The sequence below is a fragment of the Caproiciproducens lactatisolvens genome (assembly GCF_052443335.1).
In the GTDB taxonomy this organism is placed as follows: domain Bacteria; phylum Bacillota; class Clostridia; order Oscillospirales; family Acutalibacteraceae; genus Caproiciproducens.
This window is the reverse complement of record NZ_CP195750.1, coordinates 463,830-477,933: the sequence shown is the minus strand read 5'-3', so window position 1 is coordinate 477,933 and position 14,104 is coordinate 463,830. Positions and strand designations below refer to the sequence as shown.

The 14,104-nt window shown below is 51.5% G+C and carries 13 protein-coding genes and 2 pseudogenes; 9 read left to right on the top strand and 6 right to left on the bottom strand.

The window, feature by feature from the left end; translation table 11 throughout:
* Positions 1 to 12 precede the first annotated feature (12 nt).
* The 3 genes from ACRQV7_RS02335 (at position 13) to ACRQV7_RS02325 (ending at position 1,542) form a co-directional block, all read left to right on the top strand.
* Positions 13 to 201: a hypothetical protein gene (locus ACRQV7_RS02335; RefSeq protein WP_444659277.1), complete on the top strand. Its 189-nt coding sequence runs from the start codon at positions 13 to 15 to the stop codon at positions 199 to 201.
* A 72-nt stretch (positions 202 to 273) separates the two neighbouring features.
* Entirely contained in the window at positions 274 to 504 is a 231-nt protein-coding gene (locus ACRQV7_RS02330) for a helix-turn-helix domain-containing protein (protein WP_444659276.1), read from the top strand.
* Between the two features lie 9 nt (positions 505 to 513).
* Positions 514 to 1,542 carry a DNA-methyltransferase gene (locus tag ACRQV7_RS02325; protein WP_444659275.1) on the top strand — a complete coding sequence of 343 codons (1,029 nt, stop codon included), beginning with the start codon at positions 514 to 516 and terminating at the stop codon, positions 1,540 to 1,542.
* Positions 1,543 to 1,584: 42 nt separating this feature from the next.
* Here ACRQV7_RS02325 and ACRQV7_RS02320 read toward each other — a convergent pair whose 3' ends face one another.
* The 5 genes and pseudogenes from ACRQV7_RS02320 to rlmD all read right to left on the bottom strand — a co-directional run bounded on the left by ACRQV7_RS02320 (position 1,585) and on the right by rlmD (position 5,031).
* Positions 1,585 to 1,914: a hypothetical protein gene (locus ACRQV7_RS02320; RefSeq protein ID WP_444659274.1), complete on the bottom strand. Its 330-nt coding sequence runs from the start codon at positions 1,912 to 1,914 to the stop codon at positions 1,585 to 1,587.
* Positions 1,911 to 2,255: an MjaI family restriction endonuclease gene (locus ACRQV7_RS02315; RefSeq protein WP_444659273.1), complete on the bottom strand. Its 345-nt coding sequence runs from the start codon at positions 2,253 to 2,255 to the stop codon at positions 1,911 to 1,913. The genes ACRQV7_RS02320 and ACRQV7_RS02315 overlap by 4 nt, the downstream gene beginning before the upstream one ends.
* A 17-nt stretch (positions 2,256 to 2,272) precedes the next feature.
* Positions 2,273 to 2,746: pseudogene (locus ACRQV7_RS02310) on the bottom strand (MjaI family restriction endonuclease); the annotation flags it as partial.
* 29 nt (positions 2,747 to 2,775) lie between these two features.
* Entirely contained in the window at positions 2,776 to 3,645 is an 870-nt protein-coding gene (locus ACRQV7_RS02305; RefSeq protein WP_444659272.1) for a PhzF family phenazine biosynthesis protein, read from the bottom strand.
* Between the two features lie 18 nt (positions 3,646 to 3,663).
* Positions 3,664 to 5,031 carry a 23S rRNA (uracil(1939)-C(5))-methyltransferase RlmD gene (gene rlmD / locus ACRQV7_RS02300; RefSeq protein ID WP_444659271.1) on the bottom strand — a complete coding sequence of 456 codons (1,368 nt, stop codon included), beginning with the start codon at positions 5,029 to 5,031 and terminating at the stop codon, positions 3,664 to 3,666.
* A 467-nt stretch (positions 5,032 to 5,498) separates the two neighbouring features.
* On the opposite strand from rlmD, the pseudogene ACRQV7_RS02295 reads away from it, so the two are divergent.
* The 6 genes and pseudogenes from ACRQV7_RS02295 to ACRQV7_RS02270 all read left to right on the top strand — a co-directional run bounded on the left by ACRQV7_RS02295 (position 5,499) and on the right by ACRQV7_RS02270 (position 13,243).
* Positions 5,499 to 6,880: pseudogene (locus ACRQV7_RS02295) on the top strand (TrpB-like pyridoxal phosphate-dependent enzyme).
* 400 nt (positions 6,881 to 7,280) lie between these two features.
* Positions 7,281 to 8,387 (top strand): hypothetical protein, encoded by a 1,107-nt coding sequence (locus ACRQV7_RS02290; protein ID WP_444659270.1) that lies wholly within the window; start codon positions 7,281 to 7,283, stop codon positions 8,385 to 8,387.
* 74 nt (positions 8,388 to 8,461) lie between these two features.
* Positions 8,462 to 9,130 carry an acyltransferase gene (locus tag ACRQV7_RS02285; RefSeq protein WP_275717439.1) on the top strand — a complete coding sequence of 223 codons (669 nt, stop codon included), beginning with the start codon at positions 8,462 to 8,464 and terminating at the stop codon, positions 9,128 to 9,130.
* Positions 9,131 to 9,207: 77 nt separating this feature from the next.
* A complete protein-coding gene (locus ACRQV7_RS02280; protein WP_444659269.1) occupies positions 9,208 to 10,062 on the top strand; it encodes a pyridoxamine kinase in 855 nt (284 codons plus the stop codon).
* Positions 10,063 to 10,181: 119 nt separating this feature from the next.
* Positions 10,182 to 11,858, top strand: a complete 1,677-nt coding sequence (locus ACRQV7_RS02275) for an FtsW/RodA/SpoVE family cell cycle protein (protein WP_275717443.1) — start codon at positions 10,182 to 10,184, stop codon at positions 11,856 to 11,858.
* A complete protein-coding gene (locus ACRQV7_RS02270; RefSeq protein WP_444659268.1) occupies positions 11,858 to 13,243 on the top strand; it encodes a penicillin-binding transpeptidase domain-containing protein in 1,386 nt (461 codons plus the stop codon). The genes ACRQV7_RS02275 and ACRQV7_RS02270 overlap by 1 nt, the downstream gene beginning before the upstream one ends.
* A gap of 30 nt (positions 13,244 to 13,273) precedes the next feature.
* On the opposite strand, the gene ACRQV7_RS02265 is transcribed toward ACRQV7_RS02270, so the two are convergent.
* Positions 13,274 to 14,104 carry an FUSC family protein gene (locus tag ACRQV7_RS02265; RefSeq protein WP_444659267.1) on the bottom strand — a complete coding sequence of 277 codons (831 nt, stop codon included), beginning with the start codon at positions 14,102 to 14,104 and terminating at the stop codon, positions 13,274 to 13,276.

Here is a 14,104-nt window from a genome sequence, read left to right as displayed (position 1 = left end):
CTGAGCACATCGGTGATGTCGGCCCTGCCGATTGCGAAAGTTCATAGCCGACACAAGGACAGATTTCTGCGGGAACAGCCTGCCGAGCTGGACGCCTATGACGAATCCCTTGTCCGCCGGCTGATTGAGAAAGCCACCGTCTATGAGAATAAATTCACCGTGGAATTCAAGTCCGGCGGGACGGTAGATGCTATTTCATGAAAAAGCGCATGATAGCATAAATCATATAGTTGATATCATAAAATAAATAGTTTATAATATGTTCAAATACGGATGAAAGGAAGTTGTTCTATGACAACATCAGAGCAAATTAAGATACTATGTTTAAGGTTAGGCATAAGCGTGTCTGAGCTTGCTCGACAAATAGGGCAAACGCCACAGAATTTTAATACCAAATTAAAAAGAAACACCATATCTCAAAAAGAAATTGATTCAATTTGTAAAATATTTAATATTACACATAGGCAATTCTTCCAGCTATCAACTGGCGAAATAATTGAATAGGGGTTAATCATGACTACTCATAAGATAATCGATGGCAATAGCAACGATATGAAATGTATAGATAGCAAATCAATTGATCTAATTGTTACATCTCCCCCATATCCGATGATTGCGATGTGGGATAATCTATTTTCAGAACAAGACCAATCAATCGTAGAAGATCTGTCTAAAGGTAATGCATTCAATGCCTTTAACAAAATGCATTCAATACTAAACAAGACTTGGGAAGAGTGTGATAGAGTTCTAATTGATAATGGTTTTGTTTGTATAAATATAGGTGACGCAACACGTACTATAAATGGAGAATTTCATTTATTTACCAACCATACTGCGATAATAAACTATTTCATTTCAAAGGGATATTCTCTTTTGCCAGATATTATTTGGCGGAAGCAATCAAATTCACCTAATAAATTCATGGGATCTGGAATGTATCCGGCTGGAGCGTATGTAACTTATGAACATGAGTATATTTTGATATTTAGAAAAGGGGGCAAAAGAATTTTTAAAGGTAAAGAAAAAGAACTTCGACAATCAAGCGCCTATTTCTGGGAAGAGAGAAACTCATGGTTTTCAGATTTATGGGAAATTAAAGGAACTTCTCAGATGATACCTTCTGCACAAAAAAACAGAGAACGCAGTGCAGCCTTTCCATTTGAAATTCCATATAGGTTGACTAATATGTACTCTGTTGAGGGCGATACTGTTCTTGACCCATTTGCAGGACTTGGCACAACTAATCTGGCATGTATGGCCTCAAATAGAAATAGCATAGGTGTAGAAATAGACCCTGAAATCGCTGCTCTTGCTTTGCAAAATATCACTGTTTCCGCTGATAGTTTAAATAATATTATTGATTCTCGCATTAAGCGTCATCTTGACTTTATTGAAACACTACCAGATGACAAGCGAGAGCACTGTTATAAAAACGGTCCTCATGGATTTTATGTTAAGACAAAGCAGGAAACCGCCATCAAAATTGATCGTGTGGCATGTGTCACTCAAAATGGCAGTGTCATTACATGCTCTTATGAATAAAAAAGCGGTCTGAAATCGCTTGATTGTTGTTTGAATAGCCGACTATTTCTTTGGAGAAAGTTTTAGAAGTAGATTTCGCTCTGCAACGATCTTTTTTTCTATTTCTTTTGAAACTACTCCATTAACCGGCATAACGATAAAAACTTTTCCACCAAAGTCACGAAGGAATTCTTTGTGTCCCTTTTCTTCTGAAGAACGGGCCTTTCCCATGTAGATAGATATGTTGGCGGATTTATATGTGGAAGGCTTGACCTGAAGCCCGATTTTATAACCATTAATATCGGTCCACAGATCAACCCAATATGGGGACCCTTCTATCTCACTCGGCGCATCATAAAACGGTATTCCTGAAATTGTCAAAGAAGGAGTCATAGTAAGCCTCGCTCCTTCATGAAACCAGTAAAAACGCGGTTGATGACAACCATATGCATATAATTTATGCAATCTTGCTCGGTGATTGATTGAATCAGATTTGGGTGAAATCTATCTTCTGTGGGCAATTCAGAAGCAATATGTCCATATAATGCATGTCCAAGATTGTTGATGCGTTCCTCAGAACGTACATTTTGATAGTAATATTCCCTCCATTCTTCAAGCGAAGACGGATTACAGGTTCGAATAGAATCCGATGTTGGGCCAACATTTTTTTTGAAATTTAATTGCCATCTATTCATCGCGTAGTTCAGTATGAACTCTTTTTCTGCTTTTGGCATAATCGTCCCTCCTGCCATTATTCTTCTATTTCAATTTTCAACCCGGTTTTTGTTTTTACATAGTAAATTATCTTGACATCAATCATTTCAGAAAGGCGTCTCATGGTTTTATATGTATCTGGCTTAATAGAGTAAGGAGTTACCCCTACAAAGCCATCGATGCCTTTTGATTCTTCCTCGGGGGCAGCCATTCTATATGTTTTGTTGGTTTTTTCAGCAAGAAAGGCAAGAATAGCTTGCTGAACATATAATCCATTATAAGTTTTATAAATAACAAGATCACGGACCCATTTTTCCACCAGATTTCTGTCAATTAATTTTATAGCTTCTTTTAAGTTCTCGATTTGCTCATGGATTTTATTCGTTGCTTTTTCGATTGCGTCTGGATATTTTTTCAGATACCACTCCTCCCAATTTTCTACAGAAATATCTTCTGATGAATTTTGGAATTCCGGGAAAAGATCAGACAACTGACCAACAACTGGTGGGGCCTTGGAGGAAAGTTGATTTGCTCTTTATCCTATATTTCGACTTCCGTTAAGGTTAAATTCATCGCTCTCCCTCCGACCTTGACTTCAAAAATTTTATTTTCCTTTATAGCTAAAGACACTCGAATTTCAGATGGCCTTTTCATAGAATAACCTTGTTCAAAAATAATGTGTGAAGCTTGCTCCTCGTTGATTTTTCCATAGTGGTACAAATAACAACCAAGTGCACCGCTTGATGTTCCTGTGGCAGATTCCTCCGGGATACCATATAAGGGAGCAAAGTTTCTACAATAAGCGTTAGCACCATGTAAGGATTTCAAAGAAAAAACATGGTATCCAACAGTATTGTACTTCTGGCTGATTTCTTTTACTTTTTTCATATCCGGTCTGATCGCATCTAAAATCTCAATGCTTCTTACAGGAACCATAATATCCCTAAGCCCTGTTGATACAACTTGAACCAACAAGTCTGCTGTAATTTGGGAAGTACTGATGTTCAAGGAATCTGCTACTTCATCTTTATCTATCACTTCCGAAAATACAGGAATAGATTGATCCATCATAACAAAATTATCGTTATGAATTTCAATGCCAAGTATTCCTGCTCTGGTTTCTTGCTCATACTTACCTTGTTTTAACAAATTCAGACTTAACATTGCATAGAAGGTGGCAATCGTAGCATGACCACATAAGTCCACCTCTTCATTCGGTGTGAAGAATCTCACTTTAAAATCCGCCGCGTTTGATTTTAATACAAAAGCAGTTTCACTGAATCCAAGAACAGCAGTAATTTTTCCCATTTCTTCCTCAGATAATAAATCTGCATTCATAACAACACCCGCTGGGTTTCCGCCTTCTTTAGTTTTAGCAAAAGAATTTAATGTGTATACGTTTATTTTCATATGTTTCCAAGCTCCAATTTACGACATAGCGCGACTTAATCCGACAATTACTTCTGTATGCGCCGTCCTCGGAAACATGTCTACGGGTGTAACGACCTTGGGCTCGTAGCCTTTCTGCACGAAGAGCTTCAGGTCGCGCGCAAGGGTAGCCGGGTCGCAGGAAACATAGACGACGCGCTGCGGCGCCATGGCGGCGACGGTATCGATCAGGGAAGCGTCACAGCCCTTGTGCGGGGGATCGAGGACCACCACGTCGGGGCGGGTCCCGCGGTTTTTCAGCATGGACGCGGCTTTCGCGGCGTCCGCGCAAAGGAACTCCGCATTGGTGATTCCGTTCAGCTCCGCGTTTTTTTTCGCGTCCTCCACCGCCTGCTCAATGATTTCCACACCGATGACATGCGCGGCATTTTTCGCCATGGAAAGGCCAATGGTGCCGGTCCCGCAGTAAAGGTCCAGCAGGGTCTCTTTTCCGGTCAGGCCGGCATATTCGCCCGCAAGCGTATAAAGCCGCTCCGCCTGGTCGCGGTTGACCTGATAAAACGACATGGGAGAAATATGGAAACTCAGGCCGCAGAGCGTATCCGTAATAAAATCGCTGCCCCAGACGGTACGGCATTTCTGTCCGAGAACCACATTCGTGCGTTCCCGGTTCACATTGATGATGACGCTTTTCAAGCCCGGCACCTTTTTCTTCAGCATTTCCACCAGTTCCGGTTCAAAATGCACCCCGTTGCCGTTGACGACCACACAGACCATCACTTCGCCGGTCGCGCCCGCGCGGCGCAGGTACAGGTGCCTCAGCCTTCCCTTGCCGGTTTCCTCGTCATAGACATCCTCTCCGCTCTGGCGCGCCCACTCCTGGAAAGCCTCCATGGCGGCGGTAAACTCATCCGGCTGCAAAAGGCACTCCGAACAATGGATGATACGGTGGCTGTGGCTGGCGAAAAAGCCCATCCGCACCTCGTTCCCCGGACCGCGCCCGATGGGAAGCTGCGTTTTGTTGCGGTAACGGTCGGGATTTTCCGCGCCGACAATCGGCCGGATTTTTAGCTCATGAAAGCCGCCGATGCGCTCGAGGGCGTCCCGCACGCGCTGCTGCTTCGCCTTTAGCTCCGCCTGATAGCTGATATGGCGGTACACACAGCCCCCGCACTGCGCAAACTGGGCACAGTCGAGCGGAACGCGGTCCTTTGAGGCGGTCACGATTTTATCGATACGGCCAAACGCATAGGTTTTGGCCGTTTTCAGTATCTTTACGCGAAGCCTGTCCCCCGCCGCCGCGAGCGGCACAAACACCGCGATGTCCCGATAGCGGCCGACGCCGTTTCCCTCCGCGGTATAGCCGGTTATTTCCATATCCACAAGTTCGTTCTTTTTAATTTCCATGTTCTCCCCCGTAAAATCGAATGGATTCCGCCACCCTTATTTATCTTATTATTTTAGCATTATACCCCCATAAATACAATACCGGCGAAAATCCGCGGAATTTTGAAACAATGCTTGACAAGGCGCGGATACCCGAATATAATATTGCAAAAGACAGCAAACCGATGAGTAAGAGTAGTAAATAGGCAAAGCGCCGGAAAAGAGAGCCGCAGGCGGTGTGATTGCGGTACGGCGGGGCCTGCCGAATGGACTTACGAGGGCAGCGCGAAAGGAAACAAGTAGCCGCTGACGGGAACTCCGCCCGTTACCAAGGGAGCGCGCATGCTGGTGCGCGGAAAAAGAGGCGCTTTCGCGCAATCCGGGTGGTACCGCAGGAGCAATCGCTCTTGTCCCTGAGTTTTAGGGGCAAGGGCGTTTTTTTATACTCTTTTTGTCCATACTATTTTTGATCTGAAAGGAGAATCATCATGAAAAACATCCCGCACAGAATGATCTTATCCGAGGAGCAGATGCCCACGCAATGGTACAATCTCCGCGCGGACATGAAATCCCTGCCGGACCCGATGCTGAACCCCGGCACTTTAAAGCCCATCCGCACCGAGGAGCTTTATCCCATTTTCTGCGAGGAGCTGGCAAAGCAGGAGATGGACAGCGCCACCCCTTATATCGATATTCCGGAAGAGATTCTGGATGTTTACAAGGCATACCGTCCCTCCCCGCTCAACAGGGCCTATGCGCTTGAAAAATATCTGGATACGCCGGCGAAGATCTATTACAAATTTGAGGGCGGCAACACCTCCGGCAGCCACAAGCTCAATTCCGCCGTTGCCCAGGTTTACTACGCGAAGAAGCAGGGCCTGACCGGCCTGACGACCGAAACGGGCGCCGGCCAGTGGGGCACCGCGCTGGCGGAAGCGTGCGCCTATTTTGGAATCGGTCTGGACGTCTTCATGGTCAAGGCCTCCTTTCAGCAGAAACCCTACCGCAAGTCGATCATCCAGACCTTCGCGCCAATGTGGTCGCCAGCCCCAGCTCCACCACGCAGGTCGGCCGCGCCATCCTTGAAATGGACCCCGATACGACCGGCAGTCTCGGCTGCGCGATCTCGGAAGCGATCGAAAAGGCTACGACGACCCCCAACTGCCGCTATGTCCTGGGCTCGGTGCTGAACCAGGTGCTGCTGCACCAGTCGATCATCGGCCTGGAATCCAAAAAGGCAATGGAGCTGCTCGGCGAATACCCGGATATCGTCATCGGCTGCGCGGGCGGCGGTTCCAACCTCGGCGGGCTGATCGCGCCGTTCATGCAGGATAAGCTGCTCGGCAGAAAGAACCCGTATTTTATCGCCGTGGAGCCCGCCTCCTGCCCCTCCCTGACCCGGGGCCGCTATGCCTACGACTTCTGTGACACCGGCAAGGTCACCCCGCTGGCGAAAATGTATACGCTGGGCAGCGGCTTCATCCCCTCGCCGAACCATGCGGGCGGCCTGCGCTACCACGGCATGTCCCCGATTATCTCCAAGCTGTACCATGACGGATACCTTGACGAGGCGCGCTCCGCGGAACAGACCAAGGTATTTGACGCCGCCGTACAGTTCGCCAAGCTGGAAACCATTCTGCCCGCCCCGGAAAGCGCGCACGCCATCCGCTGCGCGATGGACGAGGCCGTCAAATGCAAAGAAACCGGCGAGGAAAAAACCATCCTGTTCGGACTGACCGGAACCGGCTATTTCGACATGGCCGCGTACACCGCTTATCTGGAGCACACCATGACGGACTACATTCCAACGGACGCGGATCTGCAGCCCGGATTTGATTCTCTGCCGAAGATTCCCGGCGCCCAGGATTAGTCAAATAACGGTCTTAAAAATTCCGTATGATACCTTTTCGATAATTAACGAAAATTTATCGTCAATAATAACTAAATTGCACCAACAAAAAACTACGTTTTATACAATAAAGAGATTCTTGACAAATCGATTGTGAAGTGATTGACACTGGGAAACACGGGTACTATAATAAAATCACGGAACCAAGAAATGGGACCGTATCCGATCTGATTACAAGACTGTGGCAAGGACTTGTCACGACCTTTTCAATACAACTCCTCCCCAAAAACAGGAACCGGTGCATACCGGTTCTTGTTTTATTATATGTCGATTTTTTTGAAATAATTTCACATTATTCCTCCCCTCCGTCCACATTTTGTATAATGCTGTTAAGAAATTAAATGTCGAGGGATGTGGAAATATGAGAGACCGCCGAAAAAAACGTCTGATGCTCTGCATCATATGTGTGTGCGCCGCGGCCCTGATGCCGATGATCGCGGCCCTGTCCTGCTACGCGGAGGATTATCCCGATATCAGTAAAATAGACTCCAACCTGTATTATCCGGACAACCAGCAGTTTTTCCGCAGGCCGGGAACAGGTTTCGTACTGATCAGCTCCAACGCCTCCTCCACCCGTACCGCGCTCCTTGACAGCGACGGGAACCTTGATTACGGTTCCGTCCGGGGACCGACCGTCATTAAATTCGTATATGAAGCCGCCTGCCTGTCCGGAAATTACCTGTATCTTGCCGGAATGTCCCCCAGCGCCGCGAACTGCGCGGTAATCGGGCGTCTTGATTTAAGCGACGGCAAGTGTATCGTCAACAATATTCTGAGTGTCAGCTGTGACTTTTCACGGAATTTCAGCGCGGACGCACAGGGAAGGGTGACGCTTGTCATCGTCCCCTACGGCGAGCAGCTGGACGCAGGCACGCCGGCGTCCAGCTTTCTGTTTGACGGCGCAAATAACAACGGGAACATCTCCCCGGAACCCCCCGGCCCGGACTCCAGCTCTCCTTCTTCCGAAGCGCCGGACTCTTCGGCGCCGGAATCCGGTGTCCCGGACCCCGGCAGCTCTTCGTCATCCCCCTCCGATCAAATTCCCGCCGACCTTCCGTCCGTGATGGAAAATTATGATTTTCCCGGCCCGGTAACGCTGGAGGCCCTTCAGGGCGAAATGGCCGAAGTCAATCCGGACCAGAGTCTTCGCGTTTTTACGGCGGACAAAAAGGAAATAAAAGGCGGAAATATCGGTACGGGCCAGACCATTGTCACCATGCAGGGCGGCAAAACGGCCGGCGCCTACATTGCGGTCATCCCCGGCGATCTGGACGGTTCCGGGACCGTGACGGATTACGACTGCCGCCTGCTGTACGAGTACTTTATCCAAACGGGCGCGGGGGATACGCCGTCCCTCTCCGGGCCGTATCTGGAAGCGGCAAAAATCAGCGACGAAAGCGGCGCGGACAGAAGCGGGCGCAGCCTGCAGACCGGCGACCTGCTGAAAATAAAAAAGCTCATAAAATGACCTTGTATGATTGACCTGGCGGTGAAATGAAAATATAATGGATTTATTAAACAGAAACGAAGGAGCATTTTAGAATGACTGACAAAGTATCCATTCATTGTCTGTATGATCTGACCCACACCGCCGCGGCCCCTCTTCTTGACAAACTGATTTACCCCTGGGAAGCGCTTCCGAAAATCAGCGAGTTCATCTTAAAGCTGGGACCGACGCTTCTGGCCGAGGAATACGACCGGCGCGGCGAGAACGTATGGATTGCGAAAACCGCAAGGGTATTTGATTCCGCCTATATCAACGGACCCGCGATTATCGGGCCGAACACCGAGGTCCGGCAGTGTGCGTTTATCCGCGGCAGCGCCCTTGTGGGCGCCGGATGCGTCGTGGGCAATTCCACGGAGCTGAAAAACGTCATCCTGTTCGACAGCGTTCAGGTTCCCCACTACAACTATGTGGGCGACTCCATTCTCGGCTACAAATCCCACATGGGTGCGGGCTCCATTACCTCCAACGTCAAATCGGATAAAACGCTCGTGGTCATCAGCGCGGACGGCGACCGCATTGAAACGGGCCTGAAAAAAATCGGAGCGATGCTGGGCGACCGCGTGGAGGTCGGCTGCAACTCCGTCCTGAACCCCGGCACCGTCGTGGGCAAGGACAGCACCGTCTACCCGCTTTCCATGGTGCGCGGCTTTATTCCCGCAAGGAGTATTTACAAGCATGCGGGCGAGGTTGCCAACAAAATTTAATGCTGTGATTTTTTGCGGCTTTACATTTTTCACCCCGGAATCCCATATGATTAATGTAATACTTGTGAGGTGATTGAATGAACAAACAAAAAAGGATCGCAGCGATTCACGATATCTCCGGATTCGGGAAATGTTCCCTTACGGTTGCGCTTCCTATTCTTTCCGCCGCGGGAATCGAAGTCTGCCCCGTCCCGACCGCCGTGCTTTCCTCCCATACGGGGGATTTAGATGGCTTTACCTACCGCGACCTGACGGACGATATGCCCGGGTTCAAAAAGCAGTGGAAGCAGCTTGGCCTGAGCTTTGAGGCGCTTTACAGCGGCTTTTTGGGATCGTATGAACAGATTTCGATCGTATCGGACTTTTTCGATACCTTCAAAACGGAGAACACCCTTGTTATGGTTGACCCCGTGATGGCGGACAGCGGCGAGCTGTACCGGACCATTACCCCTCAAATGGCCGAGGGAATGGTGAACCTGTGCGGAAAAGCCGACCTGATCGTACCGAATTTCACGGAAGCGGCGTTTCTGCTGGGCGAAAAGTACCGCGAAGGCCCCTACACCCGCGATTACGTCGAAAATCTGCTGCGGCGTCTGAGCGGGCTGGGCCCGCGTCAGGTGGTCATCACCGGGGTCTGGTTCAGCCCGGACCTTCTGGGCGCGGCGGGATACAACCGGAACACGGACGCGGTCAGCTACGCGTTCTCGCAGAAGATCAGGGGACGTTACTACGGTACGGGGGATATCTTTGCCAGCGCGCTTCTGTCGGGGCTTTTGAACGGAATGGAGCTGGACATCGCCATGCAGACTGCGGTCGACTTTACCGCCGGATGTATCCGGCGCACCAGGGAAGCCGGAACCGACCCGCGGTACGGCGTCCACTTTGAAGCGGGGCTTCTGAAATTCATGCACGAGCTGGGGATAACGGAATAATACTGCGGAGGGAACGGTGCGTTCCCTCCGTTTACTTTGCCGGTAAATAATTGTATAATAGAAAAGGAAATACTATCCACAGGCGGGTATTTTCCCGCCAGCCGGAAGGAGGCGTTTTCTTGACGCTGAACAATCCTGTTATTCAAAACATCATCAATTTGGTGCTATATATTTTCAGAATCATGGTACCGCTGATTTCCATACTCGTCATCAGCAAATGCTTTACGTCCATGAAACGCGGGCGCAGGAAGGAAGACCCCGTTGTGATTCTGGAGGACATGGTATCCCATGAAGTCATCCCCGTGCTGTACTGGGAAAATTCGCTCGGGCGCAGCAGAAGCTGCGACATTGTTCTGCACGACCCCACCGTCAGCCGCGACCATGCGGTGCTGATGCGCCGGGAAAGCGGCTGGATCGTCACCGACACCGGCTCGAAATCCGGCACCTTTGTCAACGGCACAAAGGTGAAAGACCGGATGCAGATCCTGCCGGGCGATTCCATCGCCATGGGTTCCACCGCGCTGATGCTGAAGCGGACAAGCGATATCAAAAACGGCAAGCAGCCGAAGCGTAAGGTACGGCACGCCGCGTCACCCGCAGGGCTGCTGGCCGCCACGACCCTGATCCAGCTGCTCCTGTGCGTGCAGGCATGCTTCGGAGGCGGGAAATTCAGCTACCTGCCCGCCGTGCCGTTCGGAGCGATCTTCGCAATGGAATGGCTGCTGTACCTGTTTTCCATGAAGGGGCTGGGGCACGTCAGCTTCGAGCTGGAAACCATCGCGTTCCTGCTGAGCGGAGTCGGCATCCTTCTGATTTCCGGCACCGGCGTGAAAAACACCTATGTGCAGCTCGGCGCGCTCTTCGGGGGCGTCCTTCTGTTCTGCATCATGATCTGGTTCCTCAGCGACCTTGACCGGGTGATGCGCTGGCGCCTGGCAATCGGAATCTTTGCCGTGCTGCTTTTTGCCGCCAACCTTGTGCTGGCCCGCGAACACAACGGCGCCCGCAACTGGATCAGCCTGGGCCCCGTCAGCGTACAGCCGTCGGAGTTTATTAAAATCGCCTTTATCTTTGTCGGCACCTCTACGCTGGACAGGCTGCAGACGGCAAAGAACCTGACGGGATTTATCGGGTTTTCCGCCGTATGCATGGGCGCGCTGTTCCTGATGCGCGATTTCGGCACCGCCTGTGTCTTTTTCGTGACCTTTCTCATCATTGCCTTCATGCGTTCCGGGAGCGTGCGCACCATCGCGCTGATCTGCGCGGTCGCGGTGTTCGGCGCTTTCCTGATCTTGAAATTCAAGCCCTACGTCGCGCAGCGGTTCGAGGCATGGCGGCACGTCTGGGAGCATGTGAACGAATCCGGCTACCAGCAGACGCGCGTGCTGAGCTACTCCGCGAGCGGCGGCCTGTTCGGGCTGGGGATCGGGAACGGCTCGCTGAAGGGCGTGTTCGCTTCCACCAGCGACCTGGTGTTCGGCATGGTCTGTGAGGAGCTGGGCCTGCTGCTGGCGGTCGTCATTGTGCTGACACTTGCGTTTCTGATGTTCTACGCCCGTTCGGACGTTACGCGCAGCCGCTCCACCTTCTATTCCATATCGTCTTGCGCCGCGGGCGGCATGCTTCTGTTCCAGACCTGCCTGAACGTCTTCGGCGCGACGGACGTACTTCCCATGACCGGCGTCACACTGCCCTTTATCAGCCTGGGCGGCTCCAGCATGGTGGCGGTCTGGGGACTGCTCGCCTTCATCAAGGCGAGCGACGAGCGCACCTACGCGGCAAGGAGGAAAAGCTGATGAAAACGACAGGCTCCCGTTCCTTAATCCTGTATATTCTGGGCATGGCGTTCCTTTTCGGCCTCGGCATATTCCTGTACGGGTTCGCCACGGAAGGCGGCAGCTGGGCCATGCAGCCGTTCAACAAGCATCTGACGACCGGCGGCCAGCTCGCCAACAGCGGAAAAATCCTTGACCGCAACAACGTCGTGCTTGCCAAAAGCGAAAACGGCAAGCGGGTATACAACAGCGACGAAACCGTCCGCCGCGCGATGCTCCACACCGTAGGCGACAGCAACGGCTATATTTCCACCGGAATCCAGTACAACTACCGTTCCGAGCTTTCGGGGTACAATCCCGTCACCGGCCTGGCCGCCCCCACCGGGAAAAGCGGGGGCAGCGACATTAAGCTGACGCTGGACAGCGCGCTGTGCAAGCTCGCGCTTCAGAAGCTGGGCGGCAGCAGCGGCGCGGCCGTCCTTTACAACTACAAGACCGGCGAGATGCTCTGTTCGGTCAGCACGCCGAATTTCGACCCCTCCAATCCCCCGAAGGACCTGAACACGGACAAAACGGGGAAATACAACGGGGTCTATCTTGACCGCGTGCTCTCCTCCACCTATACCCCCGGCTCGATCTTCAAGGTGGTGACTTCCGCGGCGGCGATCGAAAACATTCCCGATCTGGACAGCCGCACCTGGGAATGCAACGGCAGCATTACCATTAACGGCAATAAAATCACCGATGTCGCTTCCTACGGCACCCTCAGCTTTAAAAACGCGCTGGCGAGGTCCTCCAACGTGGCGTTCGCACAGATCGCCATTGAGCTCGGCGCGGACAAAATGACCGAGACGGCAAATTCCATGGGCTTTAACCGCAGCTTCGACCTGGACGGCATCTCCACCAGCAAAAGCGTCTATCAGGTGGACGGCGCCGCCGCCAACGAGCTGGGCTGGTCGGGCGTGGGGCAATACACCGACCTGACCAATCCTTTCCACATGATGGTGATGATGGGCGCGATCGCCAACGACGGCGTACCGGTCAAACCCTATCTGATCAGCGGTATCACGGCTCCGTTCGGCCTGGCCGTCCGCAGCGGGCATACCCAGACGGGAGACCGGCTCCTGAAAGCCGCCACCGCGGAAAAGCTGAAGGAATATATGCGCTACAACGTTTCGAGCTATTACGGCGACGGCCTGTTCCCCGGCCTTGCCGTCTGCGCCAAAACCGGCACGGCGGAGGTGGGCGGCGGGAAAAAACCGAACGGCTGGATGGTCGGCTTTTCCTCCAATGAGAAAACGCCGCTTGCGTTCGCGGTTGTAGTGGAAAATTCCAGAAGCGGCATCAGTTCCGCCGGGCAGATCGCTTCCGCCTTGATGACCGCCGCAGCCAAAACAATCAAATAGGCAAAAAAAATGACCTTCACAGGTCATTTTTTATTTGCCTTCTTTTGTTTCGGAAAGCGCGTGCTCGTAAAGCTTTTGCATCCTGTCCATATGGTAGCGGTAAACAATCTCCGTTTCGCCGCCGGGTTTTACGGAATCTTCCGTCAGCTCCATCACTTCCAGCGCCTTCAGCTCGTCCAGTATCATCTCATAAGTGGAGATCTTACAGGAAATGCCGAAAACCTCGTCATCGTTCCAGCGCAGGAATTTCGCCTGAGCAATATACATTTTGACATTGTAGCTCAGCTTCTGGATCGCGCTGTCCACCGCGAAGGTATCGATCTGCCAGAACGAGGCGGCGCTCTCCATCGCCTGGTCCACCTGGCTACGCAGATGGACAAAGGATTTCTTGATTTCTTCGGCGTAGTTGGGCGGCATAATCACCAGATTGACAAGAATGGCGATCACAATGCCGATCGCGCTGCCCGCAATACAGGAAAGGGCAGTGCCGACGCGGAACATCATGGCCGCGAACACAAAGCAGGACAGGGTGGCCGCGCCATAAAGCTTAAACAGATGGCAGAGATACAGCGTAAGGATAATCCCTACTCCGCAGAGCCCGGCGTTCCCGGGCGAGACCATGACAAGGCCATAGCCGACCGCAGCGCCGATCAGCACGCCGATCAGCTTGTTCTTCCCCATTTTGATGGAGGCGTCTATGGATTTCCCCATCGTCATGACGGCGGCAATGACCGCGAAAAACGGCTCGTCCAGCTTTAAAAGGGCGGAAATCACCACACAAAGGGTAACGGCGATCCCCGTTTTTACCACCCGGAAGCCAAGCCGGTTCTCGGTCTTAAGAAGGTTTAACAGCCACTTCAT